This is a genomic window from Dietzia sp., assembly GCF_036741115.1.
Taxonomy (GTDB): Bacteria; Actinomycetota; Actinomycetes; order Mycobacteriales; family Mycobacteriaceae; genus Dietzia.
This window is the reverse complement of the sequence record NZ_DAINST010000014.1, coordinates 18,683-43,654: the sequence shown is the minus strand read 5'-3', so window position 1 is coordinate 43,654 and position 24,972 is coordinate 18,683. Positions and strand designations below refer to the sequence as shown.

The 24,972-nt window shown below is 70.5% G+C and carries 25 protein-coding genes; 7 read left to right on the top strand and 18 right to left on the bottom strand.

Translation table 11 applies throughout. From position 1 onward, the window contains the following. Positions 1–850 (top strand): adenylate/guanylate cyclase domain-containing protein (locus V7E05_RS03910; protein WP_333618365.1); only part of this gene is annotated, 850 nt, incomplete at its 5' end. A 43-nt stretch (positions 851–893) separates the two neighbouring features. Here the strand turns inward: V7E05_RS03910 and V7E05_RS03905 are convergent. From V7E05_RS03905 to topA, 4 genes are all read right to left on the bottom strand, one after another. Then, a complete protein-coding gene (locus V7E05_RS03905) occupies positions 894–1,016 on the bottom strand; it encodes a hypothetical protein (RefSeq protein ID WP_333618364.1) in 123 nt (40 codons plus the stop codon). A gap of 6 nt (positions 1,017–1,022) precedes the next feature. Further along, positions 1,023–1,187 (bottom strand): hypothetical protein, encoded by a 165-nt coding sequence (locus tag V7E05_RS03900; RefSeq protein WP_333618363.1) that lies wholly within the window; start codon positions 1,185–1,187, stop codon positions 1,023–1,025. Positions 1,188–1,443: 256 nt separating this feature from the next. Next, entirely contained in the window at positions 1,444–1,731 is a 288-nt protein-coding gene (locus tag V7E05_RS14280; RefSeq protein WP_442891587.1) for a transposase, read from the bottom strand. Between the two features lie 122 nt (positions 1,732–1,853). Further along, a complete protein-coding gene (gene topA / locus V7E05_RS03890; protein WP_333618362.1) occupies positions 1,854–4,931 on the bottom strand; it encodes a type I DNA topoisomerase in 3,078 nt (1,025 codons plus the stop codon). Between the two features lie 393 nt (positions 4,932–5,324). Between topA and V7E05_RS03885 the strand changes: the two genes are divergently transcribed. Beyond that, on the top strand, positions 5,325–7,343 hold the full coding sequence (locus tag V7E05_RS03885; RefSeq protein WP_442891588.1) for a 2-oxoacid:acceptor oxidoreductase subunit alpha: 2,019 nt from the start codon (positions 5,325–5,327) through the stop codon (positions 7,341–7,343). Next, positions 7,340–8,419 carry a 2-oxoacid:ferredoxin oxidoreductase subunit beta gene (locus V7E05_RS03880; RefSeq protein ID WP_333618361.1) on the top strand — a complete coding sequence of 360 codons (1,080 nt, stop codon included), beginning with the start codon at positions 7,340–7,342 and terminating at the stop codon, positions 8,417–8,419. Before V7E05_RS03885 ends, V7E05_RS03880 begins: the two co-directional genes overlap by 4 nt. 4 nt (positions 8,420–8,423) lie before the next feature. Here V7E05_RS03880 and V7E05_RS03875 read toward each other — a convergent pair whose 3' ends face one another. The 4 genes from V7E05_RS03875 to V7E05_RS03860 all read right to left on the bottom strand — a co-directional run bounded on the left by V7E05_RS03875 (position 8,424) and on the right by V7E05_RS03860 (position 11,340). Next, entirely contained in the window at positions 8,424–9,122 is a 699-nt protein-coding gene (locus tag V7E05_RS03875; protein ID WP_333618360.1) for a hypothetical protein, read from the bottom strand. 173 nt (positions 9,123–9,295) lie between these two features. Next, positions 9,296–9,841 carry a YceI family protein gene (locus tag V7E05_RS03870; protein WP_333618359.1) on the bottom strand — a complete coding sequence of 182 codons (546 nt, stop codon included), beginning with the start codon at positions 9,839–9,841 and terminating at the stop codon, positions 9,296–9,298. Positions 9,842–10,021: 180 nt separating this feature from the next. Next, positions 10,022–11,032 carry an NRDE family protein gene (locus V7E05_RS03865; protein ID WP_333618358.1) on the bottom strand — a complete coding sequence of 337 codons (1,011 nt, stop codon included), beginning with the start codon at positions 11,030–11,032 and terminating at the stop codon, positions 10,022–10,024. A gap of 104 nt (positions 11,033–11,136) precedes the next feature. Beyond that, complete coding sequence (locus tag V7E05_RS03860) at positions 11,137–11,340, bottom strand: cold-shock protein (RefSeq protein WP_333618357.1); 204 nt, start codon at positions 11,338–11,340, stop codon at positions 11,137–11,139. Positions 11,341–11,709: 369 nt separating this feature from the next. Here V7E05_RS03860 and V7E05_RS03855 point away from each other — a divergent pair, with 369 nt between their 5' ends. Both V7E05_RS03855 and V7E05_RS03850 read left to right on the top strand, forming a co-directional pair. After that, positions 11,710–14,241: a DEAD/DEAH box helicase gene (locus tag V7E05_RS03855; protein ID WP_333618356.1), complete on the top strand. Its 2,532-nt coding sequence runs from the start codon at positions 11,710–11,712 to the stop codon at positions 14,239–14,241. 85 nt (positions 14,242–14,326) lie between these two features. Then, positions 14,327–14,974, top strand: a complete 648-nt coding sequence (locus tag V7E05_RS03850) for a YdhK family protein (protein WP_333618355.1) — start codon at positions 14,327–14,329, stop codon at positions 14,972–14,974. On the opposite strand, the gene V7E05_RS03845 is transcribed toward V7E05_RS03850, so the two are convergent. The 7 genes from V7E05_RS03845 to V7E05_RS03815 all read right to left on the bottom strand — a co-directional run bounded on the left by V7E05_RS03845 (position 14,971) and on the right by V7E05_RS03815 (position 20,233). Further along, positions 14,971–15,402 carry an Rv3654c family TadE-like protein gene (locus V7E05_RS03845; protein WP_333618354.1) on the bottom strand — a complete coding sequence of 144 codons (432 nt, stop codon included), beginning with the start codon at positions 15,400–15,402 and terminating at the stop codon, positions 14,971–14,973. The two genes, V7E05_RS03850 and V7E05_RS03845, sit on opposite strands and share 4 nt — an antisense overlap. After that, the gene (locus V7E05_RS03840; RefSeq protein WP_333618353.1) at positions 15,399–15,749 is read right to left on the bottom strand and encodes a TadE family type IV pilus minor pilin; all 351 of its coding nucleotides are present in this window, start codon (positions 15,747–15,749) and stop codon (positions 15,399–15,401) included. Before V7E05_RS03840 ends, V7E05_RS03845 begins: the two co-directional genes overlap by 4 nt. Positions 15,750–15,778: 29 nt before the next feature. Then, positions 15,779–16,132: a DUF4244 domain-containing protein gene (locus V7E05_RS03835; RefSeq protein WP_333618352.1), complete on the bottom strand. Its 354-nt coding sequence runs from the start codon at positions 16,130–16,132 to the stop codon at positions 15,779–15,781. A 69-nt stretch (positions 16,133–16,201) separates the two neighbouring features. Then, a complete protein-coding gene (locus tag V7E05_RS03830) occupies positions 16,202–16,945 on the bottom strand; it encodes a type II secretion system F family protein (RefSeq protein WP_333618351.1) in 744 nt (247 codons plus the stop codon). Beyond that, positions 16,942–17,787: a type II secretion system F family protein gene (locus tag V7E05_RS03825; protein ID WP_333618350.1), complete on the bottom strand. Its 846-nt coding sequence runs from the start codon at positions 17,785–17,787 to the stop codon at positions 16,942–16,944. Before V7E05_RS03825 ends, V7E05_RS03830 begins: the two co-directional genes overlap by 4 nt. Continuing rightward, a complete protein-coding gene (locus tag V7E05_RS03820; protein WP_333618349.1) occupies positions 17,784–19,016 on the bottom strand; it encodes a TadA family conjugal transfer-associated ATPase in 1,233 nt (410 codons plus the stop codon). The genes V7E05_RS03825 and V7E05_RS03820 overlap by 4 nt, the downstream gene beginning before the upstream one ends. 53 nt (positions 19,017–19,069) lie before the next feature. Continuing rightward, on the bottom strand, positions 19,070–20,233 hold the full coding sequence (locus V7E05_RS03815) for a hypothetical protein (RefSeq protein WP_333618348.1): 1,164 nt from the start codon (positions 20,231–20,233) through the stop codon (positions 19,070–19,072). A gap of 161 nt (positions 20,234–20,394) precedes the next feature. Between V7E05_RS03815 and V7E05_RS03810 the strand changes: the two genes are divergently transcribed. After that, the gene (locus V7E05_RS03810) at positions 20,395–21,264 is read left to right on the top strand and encodes an HAD family hydrolase (RefSeq protein WP_333618347.1); all 870 of its coding nucleotides are present in this window, start codon (positions 20,395–20,397) and stop codon (positions 21,262–21,264) included. On the opposite strand, the gene V7E05_RS03805 is transcribed toward V7E05_RS03810, so the two are convergent. From V7E05_RS03805 to V7E05_RS03795, 3 genes are read right to left on the bottom strand one after another with little or no spacing between them, the layout of a single operon-like run. Continuing rightward, a complete protein-coding gene (locus V7E05_RS03805; protein WP_333618346.1) occupies positions 21,242–22,084 on the bottom strand; it encodes an oxidoreductase in 843 nt (280 codons plus the stop codon). The two genes, V7E05_RS03810 and V7E05_RS03805, sit on opposite strands and share 23 nt — an antisense overlap. A 22-nt stretch (positions 22,085–22,106) precedes the next feature. Continuing rightward, entirely contained in the window at positions 22,107–23,054 is a 948-nt protein-coding gene (locus V7E05_RS03800; RefSeq protein ID WP_333618345.1) for a hypothetical protein, read from the bottom strand. Next, positions 23,044–23,736, bottom strand: a complete 693-nt coding sequence (locus tag V7E05_RS03795) for a hypothetical protein (RefSeq protein WP_333618344.1) — start codon at positions 23,734–23,736, stop codon at positions 23,044–23,046. Before V7E05_RS03795 ends, V7E05_RS03800 begins: the two co-directional genes overlap by 11 nt. Positions 23,737–24,136: 400 nt before the next feature. Between V7E05_RS03795 and V7E05_RS03790 the strand changes: the two genes are divergently transcribed. Continuing rightward, a partial coding sequence (locus tag V7E05_RS03790) for a PRC-barrel domain-containing protein (RefSeq protein ID WP_333618343.1) occupies positions 24,137–24,972 on the top strand: 836 nt, incomplete at its 3' end.

Sequence of the window (24,972 nt, the reverse complement as noted above, 5' to 3'; positions counted from 1 at the left end):
CGAGCTCGCCGAACGCGAGACCATGCAGGACCTGTTCGGTCGGTACGTCGGCGAGGATGTCGTGCTCCACGCCCTCGAGAACGGCACGGAGCTCGGCGGTTCCGAGCGGACGGTCGGCGTGCTGTTCGTCGACCTCGCGGGTTCCACCGAGTTCGCCATCAAGCACTCCCCGAACGAGGTTGTGGAGATGCTCAACCAGTTCTTCCGGATCGTCGTCGAGACGGTCGATGAGCATGGCGGGTACATCAACAAGTTTCAGGGCGATGCCGCCCTGGCCATTTTCGGCGCCCCGATGGAGGCGTGGGATCCCGCGGGGCAGGCGCTCGCCACTGCCCGCGCGCTCGGCAGAAAGCTGGCATCCATCCAGCCGCTGACGGCGGGCATCGGTGTCTCCTACGGCACCGTGATCGCCGGGCACATCGGCCACGCGAAGCGCTTCGAGTACACGGTGATCGGCGACCCGGTCAACGAGAGCGCGCGGCTCACCGCGCTCGCCAAGGAGGTCGAGGGCGGCGTCCTCGCGGCACGACGCGCCATCGAGGCCGCGGACACTGAGGAGGCGGACCGCTGGACCTTCGGCCGAGCCGTGGAGCTCCGCGGCCGCGGGGTGCTCACGCAGCTCGCGCGGCCCCTGCGGCCCACGCTGGCCGATCGCTGGCAGGCCGCCCGGGACCTCGGGCTCGAGGAGCTGCCGAACATCACCGAGCCCACGATGCGCGCCGAGCTACTCACCGAAGAGGACGGCGCGGGCCCGGACGCACACCCGCACGAAACCGATGCGAACGGGGCCGATACGAACCCTGCCGGCGCGAACGTGGCCGACCCGAGCGAGGCCGGACCCCGCCGCTAGCCGCGCGCCACCGCCCCGCCCCCGGGAGCTAGGGCGTGTCTCCTTATTCGCGTAGCCAGATCAGGATCGCTGACAGGACGACGGCGGCACGGTAGGTGATGGCGAGTTTGTCGTAGCGCGTCGCGAGGCCGCGCCACTGCTTGGCGTAGGCGAAGAAGCGTCCCACGACGTTTCAGTTCTTGTAGGTGTTGACGTCGAAGGTCGGCGGCCACCCGCCTCGGGAGCCCTTCTTTTTGCGCGCGGCGGTCTGGTCCTTCTTCTCGGTGATGACTACACAGATTCCGCGACGTCGCAGGTACTCGCGATTGCCTCGTGAGCCGTCGGCGCGATCAGCCAACACCGAGTCCGGGCGGATTCGAGGGCGCCCACGATCGGTGCGTGGTACTCGAATGTCAGCAAGCAGCGCAGTCAGCATCACCCGTCATGGCGCTGACCTCCGGTGACGATGATCGCTAACGGCCGACCGCGCCCATCAACGGCGTGGTGGATCTTGGAGGTCAATCCGCCACGGGAGCGGCCGATGGCATGACCAGCGGGTTCGACCTCACAACCGGGCAGACTCTTGAAATTCGATACAGCCCCCTGCGGGCTGGTCAGGCCTGGTCGTGTTCGTCGCGCGCTGATGAGCACGAGTGATCGTCCCGTCGACAGACGTTCCAGTCGACCCGTCCGGCAGCATCTGCCTCGGCGAGAATCTGGGCCAGGACACGATCCCAGGTACCGTCGCGGGCATAGCGGCGATGGCGTTTCCACACCGGCTGCCACGGCCCGAATCGATCCCTCGGCAGATCTCGCCACCGAATCCCGACCCGATAGCGGTACAGGATTGCTTCGAAGATCCGCCGATCATTGCCGAACGGGGCGACCACGCTTGCCCGCATTCGACGGCAGCGACGGCGCTATCTGCTCCCATTGCCCGTCAGTGAACACCTGGAATCGATCCCTAACCTCAGCCACCAGCCCAGATTGCCGTCACCGGACGACTCCAATTAAGAGACACGCCCTAGTCCCCCGAGGATTTCGCGGCGGCCTTGCGCACGCCGGAGACGCCGGTCTTGCTCGCCTTCTTCGTGCCCGTTCCCTTCTTCGCGACCCGCGTGCCGGTCTTAGCCGCCGCGCGTGCCCCGGAGGACTTGCGGGCGGTCTTCTTGGCCGGGGTCTTCTTCGCGGCCTTCTTCGCCGCGGCGCTGTCCGGGTCCGCCTCGGCCGCCCGCTGCTGATCCCGGCGGGCCGAGAGTAGCTCGGATGCGCGATCGGGAGTCACGGTCTCGGGAGTATCCCCCTTGCCCAGGGAGGCGATGGTGTCGCCGTCCGTCACGTACGGACCGAAGCGGCCGTCCTTGACGAGGATCTTCTTCGAGGTCACCGGGTCGTCGCCGAGGTCCTTGAGGTACGAGGGCTGTCCGGAACGACCGCGCCGCTTGGGCTCGGAGTAGATCCGACGAGCATCGTCGAGCGTGACCGTGAACAGCTCCTCCTCGCTACCGAGTGAGCGGGAGTCGTTGCCCTTGCGCAGGTAAGGACCGTAACGGCCGTTCTGCGCGGTGATCTCCTTGCCGTCTGACGGGTCGGTGCCCACCACGCGGGGCAGGGAGAGCAGGCGCAGCGCCTCCTCGAGCGTGACGGTCTCGGCGTCCATCGACTTGAACAGCGAGGCCATCTTGCCCTTCGGCTCCTGGAAGTCCTTCGCGGCCTTCTTCGCCACCTTCTTCGCGGCCTTCTTGGCCTCGGCGTCCGTCGCACCGTCCCCGAGCTGCTTCTCGAACTCCTTTGCCTCGACATCGGCGCCGGCCGCGGCGCGCGCGGCCTCGAGCTCCTCCTCGCCCATCTTCGGCAGGAGCTCGGCGACATAGGGGCCGTACGGGCCGTCCTTGACCACGATCTCGTGCGTGGTCTCCGGGTCCTCGCCGAGCTTTCGGCCCTCCTGCGGGATCGCGAAGAGCTTCTCTGCCACCTGGAGAGTTAGCTCGTCCGGATTGAGCGCGATGGGAAGGTTCGCCCGCTGTTCCTGCTGTTCGCCATCGGAATCGACGTAGCGGCGCATAAGGTACGGCCCATAGCGACCGTTGCGCACGTAGACCGTGCGGCCCTCGGTGTCCTCGAACAGGCGGATCGAGTTGAGGCTGGCCGCGTCGATCTCTGCCAGGCGGTCGTCGACCAGGTGCTTGAGCCCGACCGCCGCGCGATCGTTCTCCTCCGGCAGGCCCTCGACGGCCGCGCGGCCGAAGTAGAAGCCCTTGAGCCACGCCGTGCGCGACTCCTGCCCAGACGCGATCCGGTCGAGATCGTCTTCCATGAGGGACGTGAAGTCGTAGTCGACGAGTGTGCCGAAGTTCTCCTCGAGCAGCCGCACCACGGGGAACGCGAGCCACGAGGGCACGAGCGCGTTGCCGCGCGAGTACACGTAGCCGCGCGCCTGGATCGTGTTGATGATCGACGCGTAGGTCGACGGGCGGCCGATGCCCATCTCCTCCATCGCCTTGACCAGCGATGCCTCTGTGTAGCGGGCCGGCGGGTTGGTCGAGTGGCCCTCGGGCGAGATGCTCTCGGGCGAGACCGTCTGCCCCTCGGCGAGCTGCGGGAGCCTCGACTCCCCCTTGCCCTTGCCGTCGCCGGGCTCATCATCCATCGCGTCGTCGTCGAACACCCGGAGGAAGCCGGGAAACGCGATGGTGCGGCCCGAGGCATTGAAGATGGTGTCGCGGAAGCCCGAGTCGTTATCGGCAGCGCGCGCCGCGATCTTGACCGACACCGAGGTGCCGCGCGCATCGGCCATCTGCGAGGCCAGCGTGCGCTTCCAAATGAGGTCGTAGAGCAAGTGCTCCTCGGCCGAGAGCACAGGGCGCAGCTCGCCAGGGGTCTGGAACGACTCGCCCGCGGGGCGGATCGCCTCGTGCGCCTCCTGCGAGTTCTTGACCTTGCGGTCGTAGCGACGTGGCGCATCGGCGACGTACTCGGAGCCGAACAGGGTCGACGCCGCGTCCCGCGCGGCCTGCGTGCCGGCGGCCGACAGAGTCGTCGAGTCGGTACGCATGTAGGTGATGTAGCCGTTCTCGTACAGCCGCTGTGCCACGCGCATCGTCCGCGAGGACGTGAACCGCAGCTTGCGGCCGGCCTCTTGCTGCAGCGTGGAGGTCATGAACGGGGCCGAGGGGCGCCGCGTGTACGGCTTCGACTCGACGCTCGAGACCTCGAACTCCGCTTTCTCCAGGCCACCCGCGAGCGCCTTCGCGGCGGCCTCGTCGAGAGTGACGACGTCCGCCGCCGCGCCCCCGGCCTGCCCATCCGCGGAACCGGCCTTGAGCTTGCCATCGGGCCCGAAATCCCGGCCCTGCGCCACGCGCTTGCCCTCTACCTGGGCGAGCTTCGCGGGGAACGTTCGCCGCCCGCCGGTTGCGGAGTCCTCGCCGCTGACCTCGGCCTCGATGTCCCAGTAGTTCGCGGAGATGAACGCCATGCGCTCGCGCTCGCGCTCGACGATGATCCGCGTGGCCACGGACTGCACGCGGCCCGCGGAGAGGCCGCGCTGGATCTTCTTCCACAGCACCGGCGAGACCTCGTAGCCGTAGAGGCGGTCGAGGATGCGGCGGGTCTCCTGCGCGTCGACCAGGTCCTGATCGAGCTCACGCGTGTTGTCCACGGCCTCGCGGATCGCGGGCTCGGTGATCTCGTGGAACACCATGCGCTTGACCGGGACCTTGGGCTTGAGCACCTCGAGCAGGTGCCAAGCGATGGCCTCGCCCTCGCGGTCGGGGTCGGTGGCGAGCAAGAGCTCGTCGACGCCCTTGAGCTCGCGGCGCAGGGTCGCGACCTTCTTCGCCTTATCGGAATCGACCACGTAGATCGGCTCGAAATCGTTGTCTGGGTCGACCCCGAAGCGCGCCCACGGCTCCTTCTTGTACTTCGCCGGGACATCGGCGGCGCGGCTCGGGAGATCGCGGATGTGCCCGACCGAGGCCTCGACCACGTAGTTCGAGCCCAGAAACTGCTGGATCTTCTTGGCCTTCGTCGCGGACTCCACGATGACGAGCCGCTTGATATCGCTACCGGCCTTCGTGCCGGTCGCCGCCTCGGTCGCCACGTGGCATCCCTCCTCTTGCCTAAGTCTTGCCGTATTCGCGCAGTTCTCCGCGCAACGAACCACACGGCCTCCGTGCGATCTCCGCACGACACTGCCGAACGCCCCGGCCTCCCGCCCATCCTGCATGACTATTGCATGCCACTCCGACATCGACCGCCCGGAGCCGGGGCGAAAGGGCCATGCCGGCTGGGCCGGGACGGCACCGGAGCTATGAATCCCACCGGCGCGACGCGAACATGCGTCCTTATCTAATACACCTATCACCGCCACTTCCCCGCCTGCCACCCGCTCCAGACGTCGCGGCGTGCCGGACCTCCGCCGTCAGAAGAAAATTAGAACGCGTGTCAGTTTTTGATATAGCGTGGTGACTTGTCGCACAATGATCTTTTCGGCATCCATCGGGAGGGCACCTACGTGAGTACGGCGTCGAAGCAGAAACTCGACAAGGTCGTCATCCGCATTGCCGGTGACTCGGGCGATGGCATGCAGCTCGCCGGTGACCAGTTCACCTCCGAGGCGGCATCCTTCGGCAACGACCTCGCCACGCAGCCGAACTACCCTGCGGAGATCCGAGCGCCACAGGGCACGCTCCACGGCGTATCGAGCTTCCAGATCCAGATCGCCGACTACGACATCCTCACCGCCGGCGACCAGCCCGACGTGCTCGTGGCGATGAACCCTGCGGCTCTCAAGGCAAACCTCGCCGACCTGCGCAAGGGCGGAATCGTTATCGTCAATTCCGACGAGTTCACCAAGCGCAACCTCACGAAGGTCGGCTACGAGGGCAATCCGCTCGAGACCCCGGAGATGGAGCAGTATCAGCTCCACGAGGTGGCGATGTCCTCGCTCACCATCGGCGCGGTGGAGAGCGTCGATATCGGCAAGAAGGACGCCGAGCGCTCGAAGAACATGTTCGCCCTCGGCCTGCTCACGTGGATGTACGGCCGCACGGTCGAGTCGATCGAGTCTTTCCTTGGGTCCAAGTTCGCGAAGAAGCCGCTCATCCTCGAGGCCAACCTCCTCGCGCTTCGTGCGGGTTGGAATTACGGCGAGACCACCGAATCCTTCGCCTCGGAGTTCGAGATCTCCCCGGCGAAGCTGCCGGCGGGCACGTACAGGCAGATCACCGGCAACACCGCGACGGCCTACGGCCTCGCCTCTGCGGGCCACTCCGCGGGCATGTCCGTGTTCCTCGGCACCTACCCGATCACCCCGGCCTCGGACATCCTCCACGAGCTATCGAAGCTCAAGTCCTTCGATGTCACGACCTTCCAGGCCGAGGACGAGATCGCGGGCATCGGCGCGGCCATCGGCGCCTCCTACGGCGGCGCCCTCGGCGTCACCTCGACGTCCGGCCCCGGTCTCGCGCTCAAGTCCGAGGCGATCGGCCTGGCGGTGATGACCGAGCTCCCCCTCGTGGTGATCGACGTACAGCGCGGCGGCCCCTCGACCGGCCTGCCCACGAAGACGGAACAGTCCGACCTGCTCCAGGCCATGTTCGGCCGCAACGGGGAGTCCCCGGTGGCGATCCTCGCGCCGAGCTCCCCCTCCGACTGCTTCGAGATGGCACGGGAGGCCGCTCGGATCGCCGTCACCTATAGGACTCCGGTCCTGCTCCTCACGGACGGGGCGATCGCCAACGGCTCCGAGCCGTGGGCGATCCCGGACGTGGAATCGCTGCCGGCCATCGACCCGAACATCGCCACCGCACCGGAGGACGACGAGGAGGCCGGATCGTTCCTGCCCTATGCGCGCGATCCCGAGACGCTCGCCCGTAACTGGGCCGTGCCCGGCGAGCCCGGGCTCGAGCACCGCATCGGCGGGCTCGAGAAGGCGAACGGCACGGGCAACATCTCGTACCACGGCCCCAACCACGAGCTCATGTCCCGCGTGCGCGCGCTCCGCGTCTCACGTATCGACGTGCCCGACCTCGAAGTCGACGACCCGGCCGGCGCGGACACTCTCATCATCGGCTGGGGCTCCTCGTTCGGCCCCATCGGCGAGGCCGTACGCACCGCGCGCGGGAAGGGCTATTCCATCGCCCGCGCACACCTCAAGTACCTCAACCCGATGCCGAGCAACATCTCCGATGTACTCGAGCATTACCGCCGCGTGATCGTCCCCGAGATGAACCTCGGCCAGCTCTCCATGCTGCTCAAGGCCCGTTTCGACGGAGACATCCAGCCGGTCACCAAGATCCGCGGCCTCGCCTTTACCGGCGAGGAGCTCGCGGCGGCCATCGAGGAGGAGTTCGCCGGGACCCTTCGCGAGACCGAGCACGAGAAGTACCGGAGCGCGCTCAAGGACGTCGTCACGACCACCGGCGCCCCCGTCCACCTCACGCCACGCCCCGGGCTCACCAACGCCTACGCCGGCGACTCCGATTTCGACTACGAGGACGGCAACCGATGACCATCACCGATCGAGACTCCGCAGGCGACCTCCTCGGCCGAGACCTCCTCGGCGGCCAGGACCTCGTCCCGAAGACCGACGCCACGATGAAGCCCAAGGACTTCACCAGCGACCAGGAGGTCCGCTGGTGCCCGGGCTGCGGCGACTACGTGATCCTCGCGACCGTCCGTCAGGTGCTCCCCAAGCTCGGCCTCAAGCGCGAGAACATCGCCTTCATCTCCGGCATCGGCTGTTCGAGCCGGTTCCCGTATTACCTCGAGACCTACGGCGTGCACTCGATCCACGGGCGCGCTCCCACGATCGCCACGGGCCTCGCGACAACGCGGCCGGACCTGTCGGTGTGGGTCATCACCGGCGACGGCGATGCCATGTCGATCGGCGGCAACCACCTGATCCACGCGCTGCGCCGCAACGTCAACATGCGCGTGCTCATGTTCAACAACCGGATCTACGGGCTCACGAAGGGGCAATACTCGCCGACCTCAGAGGAGGGAAAGGTCACCAAGTCGACCCCCGTCGGCTCGATCGACCATCCCTTCAACACCCTCTCCCTCGCGCTCGGCGCACAGGGAAGCTTCGTCGCCCGTGCGCTCGACTCGGACCGCAAGGGGCTCATCGAGGTGCTCGAGGCCGCGGCTCAGCACCGAGGGACGGCGTTCGTGGAGATCCTCCAGGACTGCCCGATCTTCAACGACGGTTCCTTCGATCTCCTTCGCAAGGACGAGGCCGAGGATCACCTGATCCACGTCCGCCACGGCGAGAAGATCATGTTCGGCGCCGAGCAGCAGTACTGCGTGGTCCAGGAGGGGTTCTCGCTCGCCGTGCGGAACGTCGCGGACGTCTCCGACGACGCGATCGTGGTCCACGACGCGCACTGCGCCGATCCCGCGTACGCGCAGGCGCTCGCGGCGCTCAGCGCGCAGGATCTCTCGTACACCGTGGTCGGGATCATCCGCCAGGTCTCGCGTCCGACCTATGACGACCAGGCACGCGCCCAGGTCGCCGATGCCATGGAGAACGGCTCGACCGATCTGCAGTCTCTGCTCGCGGGCAACAACACCTGGACGGTCGAGTAGGCGCCTACCGCCCCGCGAGCGGCAGCGCCGCGGGCTCGGGCCCGCCGAGCTCGGCGGCGAGAAGGAAGGCCCGCGAGCCGGCCTTGCCCTGCTTCGCCGTGCGCAGCGCCTGCGTGGACGCCCACTGGATTGCGAGCTCCTCGAGTGCCTTCGCACCGGTGAGGGCGCGAGCGGCGAGCGGGTCTCCGTCCATCGGGCCGCCACGGGTGGCGGTTTCGCCTGCTCCGCCTTCGGCCTCCTCTCGCCCCTCGGAGTCCGCTGAGTCCCCTGCGACCTCCGCTGCCCCGGCGCCCTCTACGAGCCTCGCCGAGACGGCCCAGTCCGGGCGCACCCACTTGGCCGAGGGCCCCGCGGCCTCCTTGCCCGACGCGAAGGCAGAGTCGAGCGCGGCGACGGCATCGACCACCGCAGCATCCGTCGCCTCGGCGTCGACGAGGAACGAGGCGAACTCGCCGGCCGCCTCCGCGGCGCGCGCCGAGAGCGGCCACACCGGTCGGTTGCGCACGAGCCGGGCAAAGCCGTCAGCGTCTGCCGTCTGGTCGATCACCCAAGCACCGCGCAGGCGCGGCCCCGGATCCTCGGGAGTGACGGCGACGTGCCACACCGCCAGGCGCTCCCCTCCCCCGGGCTCCTTCTCCTCGCCCGCGTCAACGACGGCCACGACGCCGGCGGTCTCGGCGCTCAGTTCCTCGGTGATCGGCATGTCCCCGACTCTACGGGGCGCGGAACTCCGTCGTCAGAGGTGGGGAAAGTACCCGAGCAACCGGGGCGAACCGCCAGGCTGGACAAATGAGTCGTGCCCGGCCGCCGACGCGTGGTCGGGGCCGGGCACGCTCGTGCGCCGGGGCGCGGGGCTGCCGGACGGATCCGGGCCGATTACTCGGCCTTGGCGGCCTCGATGTCGAGGATGATGGTGATCTGGTCGCCGATCACCGATCCGCCGCCCTCGAGCGGCATCTCGAAGTCGATTCCGAAGTCCTTGCGCGAGATCTTGCCCTCGGCCTCGAAGCCGGCGACGGCGCCTGACTGCTCGTTGCCCTGGTGGACGCCGAAGAACGAGCCCTTGAGCGTGACGGGGCGGGTATTGCCGTGGATGGTGAGGTCGCCGGTGACCTCGGCGTCCTCGCCCGAGCCCTTGACCTCGGTGGAGACGAAGTCGATCGTGGGGAACTCCTCGGCGTGGAAGAAGTCCTTGGAAGCGATGTGCTGGTCGCGCTGGGCGTTGTTGGTGTTGATCGTCGAGGCGTCGATCTTGGCCGTGATCTTCGTGGCGCCGTCCTCGGCGACCTCGATGGTGCCGTCGACGCCCGTGAAGTTGCCGTTGACCTTCGAGACCATCATGTGGCGCACGCGGAAGCCGACGTTGGAGTGGACTGCGTCGACCTTCCAGGTGCCTGCGGTGAGTCCGTCGAATCCTGCCATTTTGAGCTCCTTGAACGAGTGGTGTTGGTGAGACTTCTACTGATTGTCGTGCCGGATTTCCTTCCGACGAGATACAACCTACGCCGATTTAGGTGACACGTCAACCATTATTTCGATTTCGCCGCTACCAGCCGTTTGGCACGTCTGGATCTCGCGACGAAGGGCGGGGGTCGGCACATATCAGGCGGCAGACCGTTCGATGACGACGTGCCGCACGATCCCATCGGGGCCGAAGGTGCGCTCGACGATGTCGACGGCGCCGTCCGCGGACACCGCGAGAGCCGTCTGGCAGCGCGTTCCGTAGCCGGGCATCCGGACGAAGGGCGCCGAGAGGAACCACTCGCGGACCACGGGCACGCCGGTACGCGGGATATCGGCGAGCGGCGCCCGCGCGCGGGAGAGCAACGGCGCGAGAAGAGCCTCGGCCCAGGGCGGGGTCTGGGGGTCGCGATCCGCTGGGGCACCGGCACCGGCCACGTGGGAGACATCGGGGGAATCGGACGAACTGGGCGAACCGGACGCGCCGTGAATGCAGGCCTCGCCATCCTTGGGTCCCGCCCAATCGCGCAGCATCCGCTCGACCCCGGCGACGGCGCGCTGCGCCTTGGGCCACGGCGTGTCGAGAGAGGCATTGGACAGCGCGTGGAGGCCTTCACCCACGAGCTCCGGGCCGGACTCCCCGGGCGCACCCACGGGATCGTCGTCGGCGCGCCCGCGGTTCGAGACCCACTGCAGCTCGTCGGGGTCGCCCCACAGGAGGTTCACGGGGCCGAAACCGTCGAGATCGTCGGGGACCTCTCCGGCGAGGCCGTGGAGTGGGAGTCGCCCGCGCGAGAGGCGCCCGGGACCGGGGTCGGCGTCGCGAACGTTGGTCACCGCCGAGAAGCGGCCGCCGGGAGCTGCGGCGAGCCAGGTGCCGCCGGCAGAGTCGTCCCGCCCCGCCAGGACTCCGCGTGAGGCGAGGGCGGCGGAGATATCGGGACAAGCGCCGTCATCCGCCGAACCCCCGCCCCGCTCCACGCCGGGCCGTTCCACCGACTCCGCGCCCGGCCCCACGAGCCCCTCACGCACCTGCCGCTCCGACCACCGCTCGAGCGGGGCCGTATTGCGGACGAAGAACTCGTCGCGGTTGGCGGCGACGATCAGGGGGTAGTCCGGGTGGACGTGGCGGGCGACAACGATGAGGCACACGCCACCAGCATGCCGCGCTCGCCGCCCGCGCGCATGGCTCGAAATAGACGAAACCCGGGATCGCTGCTGCGATCCCGGGCTACGTTGCAGTGCCTCGTCGGCGACTAGATGGCGCGAACGCCCATCGCCTGCGGGCCCTTCTGGCCGTTTCCGATCTCGAACTCGACACTCTGGTTCTCTTCGAGGGTACGGAAGCCGTTGCCCTGGATCTCCGAGTAGTGAACGAAGACGTCGGCGGAGCCATCCTCGGGGGCGATAAAGCCGTAGCCCTTTTCAGCGTTGAACCACTTCACAGTGCCCTGTGCCATGCGTATGTAAATCCTTGTCTAACTGGGGGTTCGGCGCACTCTGGATCCGTACGCCGGGCCGAATAAGGCTATCGAGAACCGAATGCGAAGTCCTGGGCGGGGCCCGGAGACTTCGACACTGCGGAAATACGCGTGCCCGCATCATGAGATCCTGCATGGGGAAACACCGACACAGAAGCTGCGACCGAAATTAAGTACAACATGAAGTTTGGCAAAGGGAAACCCCTTTTTCCGAAGGAGCACTCATATTTGGTGCCGAGCCGCCCGCTCGCTCCCGTCCGGACGCCCTCGTGAGTCGCCCCGAACCCCTTCCCCGCACTCGGACGCAGCCGTTCGGTCCGCCGCCGCGCGGGCGCTAACCTGAGGGACATGACGACGCCGGACCCCTCTACCCAGGACAAACGGAATTCGCTCGCGAATCGTCCGGCGCCTCTGACCTTCGGCCGCGAGCTCCTCGACGAGGTTCTCCGCGTCGCCCGTCCGGCCCACACGGACCCCGTGACATTCGTCGCCGAATTACCCCCACAAGTAGCTACTTTCTCCGACTGGCCGGAGTGGACGCTGCCCGAGTTGCGCGCCCATCTCGCCGATTCGGGAGTCGCGCGGCCGTATTCGCATCAGGTCGCCACGGCGGAGGCTGCGCACGCCGGCGAGCACGTCGTGGTGTCCACGGGCACGGCCTCGGGCAAGTCGCTGGGCTACCAGTTACCGGCTCTGAGCGACCTAGCCCGCTTCCCGCGGGCCACGGCGCTCTACCTAGCGCCCACGAAGGCGCTGGGCCAGGACCAGCTCGAATCCCTCGTCCAGCTCGTCGACGCCGTCCCCGCGCTCCGCGACATCGCCCCAGCCACCTACGACGGCGACACCCCACCCGAGGCCCGCCGCTTTATCCGCGAGCACTCGCGCTGGATCGTCTCCAACCCCGACATGCTGCACCTGTCGATCCTCGGCCGGCACGCGGCGTGGACCAGGCTGCTGCGCAATCTCCGCTACGTGATCGTCGACGAGTGCCACTCGTACCGCGGCGTGTTCGGCTCGAATGTCGCGCTCATCCTGCGTCGCCTCGACCGGCTCGCCCGGGCGCTCGGCGCGTGCCCGACGTTCGTGCTCGCCTCGGCGACGACCTCCGATCCAGGCGAGGCCGCGTCGCGTCTCGTGGGACATCCGGTGTCCGCCGTCACCGAGGATGGCTCGCCGCAGGGCGGGCGCACGGTGGCGCTGTGGGAGCCGGGGCTCGTGCCGGGGAGCGTCGGCGAGCAGGGGGCGCCGGTGCGCCGGGCGGCGGCCTCGGACGCCGCGCGGATCATGGCCTCGCTGTTGCGGCAGGGCGCGCACACCATCTCGTTCGTGCGCTCGCGCGCCGGGGCGGAATCGCTCGCGCTGCGCACGAAGGGCTTGTTGTCTGACGCCGGAGGCCGCGTCGCCCCGGACGGCGAGGGCGCGGGGGCAGGCGGCGCGGCGGACCCGTGGGGCTCGGACCCGGGAGGGCCGGAACCAGGGGCTTCTGATCCGTGGGGATCGGATCCGCTCGACCTCGGACTCGGGGCGAAGGAGGCCGCGGACCTCGCCGGGCGCGTGGCCGCGTACCGCGCGGGCTACCTCGCCTCCGAGCGGCGGGCGATCGAGAAGGCGCTGGGCGACGGGACGATCATGGGCGTCGCCTCGACCTCGGCGCTCGAGCTCGGCGTAGACATCTCGGGACTCGACGCCGTGATCTCCGCGGGCTTCCCCGGCACGCGGGCGTCGTTCTGGCAGCAGGCGGGCCGCGCGGGGCGGCGCGGGCAGGGATCGCTCGTCGTGCTCGTCGCCCGCGACGATCCGCTCGACACCTACCTCGTCCACCACCCGGAGGCGTTGCTCGGCAAGCCGGTGGAAGCGACTGTCACCGATCCCACGAACCCCGTGCTCCTCGACGGCCAACTGCGCTGCGCCGTCTCGGAGTACCCGATGACCCACGCCGACGCCGAGGCCTGGGGAGCCGTGCCGGTCCTCGAGTCCCTCGCCGAGCGCGGTCTCGTGCGGCGCCGCCGCGCCGGCTGGTACCCGGGGGTCGACGAGGGAGATCCGCACCCGGAGGTCGATATCCGCGGCACCGGCGGCGCGCAGGTGGCCATCGTGGACGGCACCTCTGGGAAGATCCTCGGTTCTATCGACACCGGGCGCGCGCGGACGCAGGTACACCCGGGAGCGCTGTACCTGCACATGGGCGAGTCGTTCGTGGTCGACGAGCTCGACCTGGTGGACAACGTGGCGATCGTGCGGCCCGAGGACCCGGGTTGGTCGACGAGCGCGCGCGAGAAGGTCTCCCTCGATCTCGTCGCCGAGCTCGAGAAGCTCGATGCGGGACCGGTGCAGGCGGCGCTGTGCGAGGTGGAGGTGACGACGCAGGTCGTGGAGTTCGAGCGGCGGGACCGTTATGGGCAGGTTCTCGAAGTCGCGCCGCTCGACCTGCCGCCGCAGACGCTGTTCACCAAGGCCGTGATGTACACGGTGAGCCCCGCGCTGCTCCGCGCCGCCGGGATCGCCGAGGCCGACGTACCCGGTTCGCTGCACGCGGCCGAGCACGCGGCGATCGGGCTGCTCCCGCTCGTCGCGACGTGCGACCGGTGGGACATCGGCGGGCTGTCCACGGACCTCCACCCCGATACCGGGCTGCCCACGGTGTTCGTCTACGACGGCTACGCGGGCGGCGCGGGCTTCGCCGAGCGCGGTTTCCGCCGCCTCGCCGCGTGGCTCTCGGCGACCCGCGCGGCGATCGAGTCGTGCGAGTGCGAGTCCGGCTGCCCCTCGTGCGTGCAGTCGCCGAAGTGCGGGAACGGCAACAATCCGCTGGACAAGGCCGGCGCGGTGCGCCTGCTCGTCGAGGTCGCCGGATGCCTCTCCGCCGCGGGAGCAGAGTAGGCGGATCGCGAGTCGCCACGTCTCCTAATACCCCCTGGGGGTAACTGGAGTATGCTCGTACACAGCACCGATCGAGGAGAAACCCATGCGCCGTACACCCCTACTCCCTGGAATCGCCCTCGCGGCGGTCGCCGCCCTGACGCTGTCCGCCTGCTCGGGGGAAGGCTCGGATTCGGCATCGGGAGACCACGCGGGCCATGCGACCTCCGCGTCGGCCTCGGAATCGTCGGCCGCGGACGGCCACTCCCACGAGGGCACGGGGAGCAGCACACCCTCTACGGGCGTCATGGATTCGATGAACCACGCTCATGACGCCGACGGCGGACCCGCGCCCGAGGGCATCGCCCCGGCCGCGGATCCGAAGTTTCCCGTGGGCTCGGAGGTCGTGATGCACGCCGAACACATGCCCGGGATGGACGGGCAGAAGGCGACGGTATCGGGCGCGTTCTCCACGACGACGTACTCGGTGACCTACACGCCGACCACCGGGGGCGAGCCCGTGGTCGACCACAAGTGGGTCGTGCAGGAAGAGCTCGTCGATCCGCCGGCGGCGCCGATCCCGGACGGCACGGAGGTCACACTCGCCGCCACGCACATGCAGGGCATGGAGGGCGCGAAGGCCACCATCGTCTCCTCGACGCAGGAGACGGTCTACATGGTCAATTTCGACATGGACGGCATGCCGATGAAGAACCACAAGTGGGTCACCGAGAGCGAGCTCTCCGCCGCCTAACGCCGCTCCGCTTCGAGGCCCGGGAAGACTTCGGCCGGTCCCGCCCGCGCCTGCCCCGAGGCGTTGGCCGTGAGCACGGGGACCACTACTTCCATATAGACGTCCCCGCCTCCCAGTTCCCTGCACGCCACCGGCCGCGCACCGTTGCGGGCAGCGAAGTCCCTGCCTGCGGCGCACGCCGCATCGCCGTCCGCGCCGTCGCGGAGCGCCCCGGCCGCCGCCAGCGCCGAGAGGTCGGCCGCCGCCTGTGCCCGGTGCCTCGAGAGCACCGCCGCGCCGAGATGCGCGAGGCCGACGAAGACGAGAAGCAGTGCGGCACAGGCGACGGCGGCCCACGTCGTCATGACCCCGGCGTCCCGGTCCTCGGCTACCGCGTACCCGGTCCGGATGTCGGCCCGGCTCGCTGTCCGGTCTGATGTCGGGCTCACGGCGCTGCCCCCGGCTCCACGCTGGCCGCCGCCGTCGCTGACAGCTCGAGGCCCAAGCTCTGCGGGAGCCCGGGCGCGGGCACGTCGACGGTCGCCACGATCACGCTTCCGGCCTGTGCGGGCTCATCTCCTGCGCCGGAGATCCGGACCTCGCCACTGCGTCCGTCGAGCACGCGTTCGCCGGCCGCCACGCCGGCCTCGGTACCCGACACCGCTGCCGATCGCGCGGCCTCGCGGGCGGCGTCGACGGCGGAGATCTGGGCAAGGATCGCCCCGATACCGCCGACGGCCATCGCGAGGACGGCCACGACCGAGGCGAGCGCGATGGCCGCCTCGACCGTGACCATTCCCGCGTCCGCGCAATCGCGCCCGCCCCCTAGCCGACCCTCGTGGACAGCGCCCGCTCGAAGAGGCCCTCGAGCGCCCCGGAGACGGTGTCCCCCGAGACGATTACGTAGAGCAACGCGGCGAATGCCGCGGCGCTCAGGGTCCCGATGGCGTATTCCGTGGTCGACATCCCGGCGTCGCCCGCGACAGCCCTGCTCAGCCGCGTGCGGAGCGCCACGAGGCGCGCGGCCCACGACTCCTCCGGAGACGCCGGCTCTCTCCGACCATCTGCCGGGCTTTCCTGCAAGGGTTCGCCCCTGCGCGCTTCGCCGCCGTGTTCCTCGACGACCACGCTCGTCGAGCCCTCCTGCGCGGTCGCTCCTGCATTCCGAACTGCATCCATGGACGGTTCCCTTCTCATTTTCTTCGTCCCCCGAGGCGTCTCCGCGGGGGAGGTTCCGATGCCGGGCGCTCACGCGAACACCTCCGGCAGAATCCGCCCGGCGAGCCCGAGCACCACCGGCGCGACCCCGAGGCACACGAACGCCGGGAGGAAGCACGCGCCGAGCGGCCCGGCGATGAGGACGCCGGCGCGTTCGGCAGCCGCCCTTCTCCCCGTGGCCGCCCGGTCTCGGGCTTGCCCGGCGGCGCGGCGCAGCGCCTCGACCACCGATCCGCCCGCGCTCTCGCTCCTTCCCAGCGCCTCGCGCACCCGGGGAATGACGCCGGACATCACTTCCACCCGGCCCAACGCCTCGGCTACTCCTTGCCCCATGGCGGCCTTCGCCGAGGCCGTGCCGAACGCGGCCGCTGCCCCGCCGGGGACCACCGATGCGACGGCCCGGAGCGCGGCGGCGGGGTCGAGTCCTGCGGCGTACGCAACGGCGAGGAGTTCGACAGCCCACGCGTCGTCGGCGGTAACGGGTCGGGAGCCGCGACGGCGCACGAGAGGCCGGAGCCGGTCCGCGAGACCGGCGAGAGCCGGGATCCCGCGCTCGAGGGAGTCCAGGGTCCGCGCTGCGAGCGGGGCGGAGTGTCCCTCGGCGCCGCTCGCGACTGCGGCGCCCGGCTCGGCTCTTCGTCCGGTGCCGCGACCTGGTTCGCTCTCGCCTTCTGTCTCCTGTGCTGCCCCGGTGGCGAGTTGCAGTCGCGCGCTCGCGAACCGTCCGGCGGGCCAGGTGAGCAGGGCGGCTGCGAGGAGAAGGATCGAGATCATTTCCGCGCCCCCGAGACGATCCGCGAGGTCCACAGCAGCCCTGCTGCAAGGAATCCCGCGCCGGCCAGCGCGAGGCCGGAGCCGATGAGCCCGGAGCCGAGGGTCGACAGCGGATCCGCGCCCATGAGGTGGCCCATGCCCACACCGAGCAATGGGAGCGCCGTGAGGATGAGCGCCGTCGCACGCGGACCTGCGAGCGACGCCTCGAGCTCCGCGGCGTGCCGCGTCGTCTCGGATGCCTCCTCTGCGGCCTTGCGCACGACCTCCACGAGCGGCAGACCGTGGTCACGGGCGAGGGCGAGCGCCTGCCCGAGCCGGTTGGCGGGCACGGAATCTGCCGCCCCGAGGACTTCCGTGGGATCGCCGCCCAGGGAGTCGAGCGCAACCGCGCGGGAGAGGACGGCATCGACGGAGCCGGCTCCGCCACCGCCGCTTGCGCTCCGCGCGGACTCGAGCACAGCCGCGGCCGAAGAACCGGCGGCGAGTCCAGCGACCACCGAGTCGAGTGCGCCGACCCATTCCCCATCCCCGGAGAGCCGCGCGGAATGGGCGCGCTCGTCGCGGAGAACCCGCAGTATCGCTGCGGCGACGATGCCCAAGCCCCCGACGATCCCGGGGCCCACACCGGCGAGGAGCGCAGCACCCGCGGCGACCGCGCCGACTACGGCCACCGCTCTACCGATGTCGAGGTCGCCGACGCGCGTGGCCTCGATGGCTCCGGTCGAATTGTCGACCGGCGCCGCCCGATGGCGCCCTCCCAGTCGAGAGAGCCGCGCGGCGGCGCAATTCTTAGGCCAGGCCGCGAGGGCGGCGGCGAGGAGCACGAGGACGAGAGACGTCATGAAGCCAGACCCCTGACCCGGCCCGCGGGTGCCGGAAGCGCGAACCCGCGCCTCAAGAGGAGCTGCTCGAGTCGCTCGCGGCCGGGAAGTGCGCCCTCACTCGCGCGCCACGCGGGCAGAACCGATACCTCGAGCCCGGAAGGGCTCGACCTCGGCGCGACCACCCCGATCTCGGCGACCCCGCGCTCGCCTCCCGCCCCGCGGCGCACCGCGACGACCACGTGGATCGATGCCGCGACCTGAGCCGCGAGCGCAGGGCCGGAGAGACCGCCGAGCGCTCCCAGCGCCGCGAGCCGTGCGGGAACCTCGGCTGCGGCGTTGGCGTGGATCGTCCCCGCCGAACCGTCGTGCCCGGTATTGAGCGCGGCGAGCAGGTCGACGACCTCGGCGCCGCGTACCTCCCCCACGACGATGCGGTCAGGTCGCATGCGCAGCGACTGACGGACGAGTTCCCTCAGCCCGATCTCCCCGGCGCCCTCGGAGTTCCCGCCCCTCGCGGCGAGCCGCACGACGTGCGGGTGCCGCGGGGCGAGCTCCGGGGAGTCCTCGACGCAGACGATCCGTTCGCGCTCGGGGACGAGCCCGAGCATCCCCGCGAGGAGCGTGGTCTTCCCTGCCCCCGTCCCGCCTACCACCAGATAGGACAGGCGCGCGGACACGACAGCCCGCAGCAGTACCTCGGCACCGCGCGGGATCGAGCCGGAGCGGACGAGCGAATCGAAGGTGGTGGCCGCCGGGCGCAGGACGCGCAGCGAGAGGCACGTGCCGTCGTGGGCGAGCGGCGGCAGCACGGCGTGGAGGCGCCAGCGGATGCCGTCGCGGGCGGGGAACACGCCGTCGGCGAACGGCACCGCGTCGTCGAGTCTGCGGTGGGCGCGGGCCGCGAGCCGTTGCGCAAGCGCCCGCATCTCCTCCTCAGTGGGGATCACCACGCCCGTCCCTTCGAGCCCGGCGCCGCTGTCGGCGAGCACCTCCCCCGGCCCGTTGGCGACGATGTCGGTGACGTTCGCGCGCATGAGCAGGGGCTCGAGATCCCCCGCCCCCGCGAGCTGCCGGTACACCGAGCGGGCAGTAGCCACCAAGTCTTCGGCACCACGCAGCATGACGTCGGAGGTCCGCAATACCTCGACGATCCCGGACATCGTCGTCTCCCTGCCCCCTGCGATGAGCGCGTCCCGCACGGCGTCGACGGTGGCCGGGTCGACGCCGGCCGCCACCTCGGAAGGCACTGGCCTGCGAGTAATCCGGGCAGCCTGCACCGGCGAGAGCGGAACCACGGCAGTCATGCCGCGACCACGATCCCCGCAGCGTCCCACGCCCGGCGGATGGCGCCTGCGAGACGGCGTCCCGGGCGCGGTTCCTCGCCGCCGTCGAGCGCGGCGGCGATACGGCGCTCGGATCCGAATGTGCACAGTTCGGCGATCTCTCCGTGCCCTCCCCGGGGCAGCGCCTCGCGCAGGAGCGGGAGGAAGTCGCCCTCGCCCAGCGCATCTCCCCTCGATCGCCGAAGTGCCACCACCACAAGGGCGCCGGATTCCGCCGCCTGCGGCAGTACGCGCAGCGCCTGGACCATCCCGGCGAGAGTGGACCGGACCACGAGGACCACGCCGTCGGCCGCGCGCAGAAGGGGTTCGGGCAGCTCCCGCGTTTCGCCCGCGACGAGTGCCTCCCGCTCAGCGAGAACCCCGCCGTCGCTCACCACGAGAAGCCCTCCACGCCTCGCCGCGTGAGCGACGGCCAGCGCGGCGTCAGTGTCATCGCCCGCCGGCGACCGGCCACCCGCCACAGTCCTGCCGCCCGCCGATCCCGCCGCCACGGCGAGCGAGCCGCGCCGCGGGAGCGCCGCCCGCAGCTGTTCCGCCTCGATCGTCCCGGAGCCCGCGCGGATGTCGCCGAGCCGCATGCCCTGAGCGGATTCGATACCAAGGAGAAGGTCGAGGCCCGGGCCGGACGGCGTGGCCTCGACGAGGACCGTCTCGGTCTCGCGGGCGGCGAGGAGCGCAGAGGCGCACGCGAATGTCGAGGCTCCGGCCCCACCGTGCGCGCCGAACACCGCGAGGTGTCGGCCGCCGAGGTCCGCGGTGCCGCCGGATTGGAGCTCGCGGATCAGCGTCGGGGTCCCCGAGGGCAGAGCGACCGCCTTGCGTCCCCCGGGGCGCTGCGGCGTGAGGTCCGAGCACACCGGAACGGCGCAATCCGCCGCCGCGAGCGCCGAAGCCGCGGCCGGGCCGGCGGACTGGTACGCACCGTCGTCACAGAGCACGAGGCCCGTTCCAGGGCCGACCTCCACCAACGACGAGCGGGAGGGGGAGAGTCCGCAGGCGGTCGCGGCGGCGAGGCAGTCCTCGGCGAGGTCGGGGTCCGCGACGCAGACCGTGACCGTCGCGCGGCCCGCCGCCGTGGGTCGCCCGGCCTTTCCGCGCAGAGTGCTCGTGTCGTTTCGCATGGCCCACACGCTGCCGGGTGGGGCCCGCCGCAACCGACGCGAAAGCGACAACAACAGCAACCGCTGTGGACAACTCGCAGCTGTCCACAGGGACGTTCGGCCTGAATCCTCACTTACTCAAGGGGCTGTGCCGACACGCCTCATGTGCAACAATCCCCCGTGTGAACAGCCTCCCGTGGACCTTCGAGCACGCGGCGCGGATCGCCGACGCCGCGCGCCCGGGCACGTCTGGCGAGGTGGCGGCGTTCTTCGACCTCGACCATACGGTCATAGCCACGAGCGCCTCTTTCGCGTTCAACGCCGAGTTCATTCGCAACGGGATCATGTCGCGGCGCACGCTGGCGAAGACGGCGGTAGCCAAACTCGCGGTCGAGGTCGTGCCGAGCGAGGTAGGCGACACGCAGCGGGCCATGGACCTCGCGGGCAACGCGGTGCGGGGCATGACCCGCGCCGAGGTCCAGCGGGTCGTCGATGAGACTCTCGAGCAGATCATCACGCCCAAGGTGTTCTCCGAGGCCAAGGAGCTCATCGCGGATCATCGCCGCGCCGGGCACTCCGTGGTCGTGCTCTCGGCGGCGGCCACGGAGATGGTCGAGCCCATCGCCTCGATGCTCGGCGCGGACCAGTTCCGCGGGACCGAACTCGAGGTCGGGGAGGATGGCCGCTACACCGGCGCGATCTCCTTCTACTGCTGGGCCGAGGGCAAGGTCGAGGCGATGAAGGCCCTGGCGCAGAAGGCCCCCATCGATTTCTCCGCCTCGTTCGCCTACTCCGATTCGGTCTCCGACATCCCCATGCTGGGCAGGGTCGGGCACCCCGTGGCCGTCAACCCCGACCGCCAGCTGCGGCGCGAGGCCATCGAGCGCGGCTGGCCGATCCTCGAATTCTCGAAACCGACCCCGCTCTATCCCACGTCGCTCGCGGGTTCGCTACGCGCAAAGCTCCGCGATCGCGCGGCGAACACCACGTACACGACCCGCGCGGCCGCCCGCACGGCGATGGACTCGCTCAGCCGGCGGCGTCCGCAATAGCCTTCGCCTCGCGCGCGCCCTCGACGATCGCCTCGCACTGGTAGAGGATCCACGCGCCGAGCCCATCTGCGGTGCCCGTGGCGAAGCCGGCGAGCAGCGATTCGTAGCGCGCGCGGTCGCGGTTCCACAGCACCTCGGGCACGCCGAGCCCGCGCGGGTCGAGGCCCGTGGACACCGAGACCAGGCGCGATGCGGCGCGCGCCACCACCCCGTCGGCCGTGCCGAAGGGCCGCAGCGAGGCGAGTTCTCCGTGCACCACTGCGGCGAGCACGGGCGCGGCCACGGACGTGCCGCCGGTTATCAGGTCCGCGAGCCCCTGTAGCCGCTCGGAGACACCGGCCTCCGCGCGGGGCCGCCCGAGGAGGTCGAGCCGCGCCCCGCCGACCGTTCCCTCGGTGACGGCGCCCCCCGGGTTCGCCCCGCCGTCCGCGCCGCCGTTCTCCCCGCCATCCGGATCGACGAGCCCGGCAGCGGCGAGCGTGTGCATCCGTGCGAGCTGCTGCAGCGGCGCGCGGGTCCAAACGGCAGTCGCGTGGTCGAGGCCGTCGCCGTGCAGGATCCCCGACAGGCGTAGAGCCCCGGCGAGGATCGGGTCCTCGACCTCGCCCTCGGTGCCGAGCCGCACCTGCGCGCCGGCGAGCGCCGCCGAGGACCGCGCCGCGCGCAGGCTCGCTTCGGCCGCGGAGGTCGCCCAGCCGCGCCGGTTCGCCTGGTGCCTGTGCACGCCGGCGATCGCTTCGCGCGCCTCCTCGAGTGCGTCGGCGACGCCGGGCAGCGCGGCGAGGGGGGCTAGCGGATCGGGGGCCGGAGAGTTCGTCACGGGTTCACCGTATCGCGCGCCCCTACGCGCAGGTACCGCCCGGCATATCCCCGAGCTCGCCGCGCACGCTTTCGGCGATGCCGTCGAGCACCTGCGTCGCCGATCCGAAATCCGCGGCCCGGGCCATGATCGCCACCGCGACCTCTCCCCCGCCCGCCGGCACGATCCCAAACTGCCGGGCGAGGTATCCGCCATCCATCGACGGCCCCCAGCCGCCCTTGAACCGCGCCCCGTCGAGACGCCCGAGGCCCCAACGCTGATCCACCGAGACCCGCCCCATCTCCCCGAGCACCGCCCCCGAATCCGCGATGCACGGCAGCCCGGCCCCGAACCTCGCCTGCTCGGCCAGCGGCCATTGCGTCTGCCCGAACACCGTGTACCCCTCGCGCAGCCGCTCGGACGGAACGGCCGTGGTCGCGTCCCCGCCTTCCCGAAGCACGCCCATGACGGCGGACGCCGCATCCACCCCGCCTCCAAGGCCATCCCACAGTGCCTGAGCAGCATCGTTGTCGGAAACCGTAATGGCCGCGACCATCTGCGGCTCCAGGCTCGGATCGGCCCGCAGCGCCGCGATGGCCAGGGGCACCTTGATCGACGACCACGCGACCTCGCTCTGTAGGTCTCCCGCAGCTGTCGCCTCCGCGCTCCGGCCCACGGGGGCCAGCGCGACGCCCGAGCCCTGCGGCAGCGTCGCAACGATCCGCTCGAGCACGGGCCCGACCACACCGGCACCCGGCGCCTCCGGGTTCGCGTTCCTCTCTACCCCGCCTTCGACCCCGCTCTGGGCGCCGGCACCACTATCGGGGACCGATTCCCCCGGCGGGACGGTGACCGTGGCGACGAGCGGGTCCCCGCCGTCCTGCGAGCCGCCGTTCCCGAGAGTCGAGCACGCCACGAGGGATGCGGCGAGCGCCGTCATCCCGAGAAGGGCCGCGACAGCGCGCAGGGCCGGGCCGCGCCTAATAGACATAGACGACGGCGTTGTTGCCGCCCGTGCACTGGACCACGTTGGTGCCGGCCGGCGCGCAGTACATCGAGTAGCTCTGCCCGGTGGTCGGGCTGAACGCGGAGACTGTGCGCGGGCCGCCCCCGGCTCCCGAGCCCGCATAGGCATCGCGGACTGCATTGGCGAAGCCGCAGGTGGTCACCGACGAGCCGGTGGCTGCGCGGCCGAAGAGGTGGGCGCCGGAATCCGAACACGGCGAGGCGCCGGCCGGCGTCGAGGGGCGCTCGGGGGCGGGGCGCGTGGTGGGCACCACGGTGGACGAGTGCACGTCCCTGGTGTCGGCGCCGTTGTTTCCGTTCTGCCCGGCGGCGTCGTTCGAGCCGGTCACGTACGTGGTCGAGGTCGGCGATGCGGAGGTTTCGTTGCCGCCATTGTTGTTCATCCACACGAACGCGAGGACCGAGACCGCGGCGATGAGCGCCACCGCGACCACGCCCGCGACGATGGGCACGACCGGCGAGCGCCCGTGGGCCTGGCCGCCGCCCGGGTAGCCGCCCTGCTGCTGGTTGTAGCTCTGCTGCGGATAGCCCTGCCGGCCCTGGCCGTAGCCCGGCTCCTGCCCCGGGTTCGACGGGTAGCCGCCGCCGGACGGGTAGTCGTATCGCCACTCGTCTCCGCCGCCGGTCCCCCAGTCGTTCCTCGTCACGTCTCCCCCTCGCTCGATCCCGGCCCAGGCCATACTCCGGCCGCACACCGGTCGCGCTCAGGCCTTATCCCAGCCGAGCTCCGGCCCACTTCGGTCCTCTCCCGAGCGGGCGCCAACCAAGCCGGAACAGCATCCACTTACTTTCTGCCAGCATCGTATTCGACCCGGGCGCCGCGCGGATCGTTCACGGGAAATGCCGTGCCTCGCCGTGGATGTCCACACACTTGCCTGACAGTCCGATAAGAATGCGAGTGGGTGAACTTTCCATCGGGACGTGCGCCCGACAGGCACGCACCGAGAATGCGCCCAGAATCACTGGGATGTCGCCCGGATACCACCGGAGACCACCCGGCGGCGAGGAACGGCACGAGGCCAGACCCACACCGAGAGGAACTGCGAAATGTCTGCACAGGAACAGCTCGAGGTGCTGCTCACCGCTACCGCGTTCGACGACGCGGGCACCAAGGTCGGTGACGTCCGCCAGGTCTACCTCGACGACGCCACGGGCCGGGCCACGTTCGCCACGGTGAGCACCGGGATCTTCTCCGCCGATGCGATCGTCCCGCTCTTCGGCTCGCGCCTCCTCGACGGCGAGCTGCACCTCACGCACTCGAAGGCGGCGATCAAGGACGCCCCGCGCTTCGACGATTCCGAGGATGCGCTCACGCCCGATCACGAGCGCGATCTCCTGGAGCACTACGGCCTCGAGGTGCCGCCGCTCGAGACCCCGGATGACGGCGCAGGCCGCGATTCCGGTGCCGCCGCCGGCGCGGCGGCCGGAGCCGCAGCGGGTGCCGCGGCAGGAGCCGGGTCCGGCGACCGCAGTTCCGGCTCCGCGGCGGGCAACGCCGATGCCGCCGCGGCCGGGAAGGAGGGCGCCGGTGAGGCGAAGCCCGAGGCCGGCACGATCCCCGCCCGCCGCCTCGCCGCCGTGGAGGACCCCGCTCCGGCGCAGGCCGCGAACGGCGCCCAGTCTGAGCAGGCCGCGTCCACGCAGGCCGAGAAGCCGGGCACTGCGAAGGAAGCGCCCGAGGCGACCGCCGCGGCGACACCTTCACAGCCTTCGCGGACCCAGGAGCCCACGCAGTCCGCTCCGGCGGAGCAGGGCTCGGCGCCCGGCACCACGGCCGCTGCCCCGGCGGCGACCTCCACGCCTTCCAAGTCAGCAGAGGCGGCCGAGGCCAAGACCGCGCCCGAGCAATCCACTTCGGAATCAGCCACCGACGCGTCGGGCGC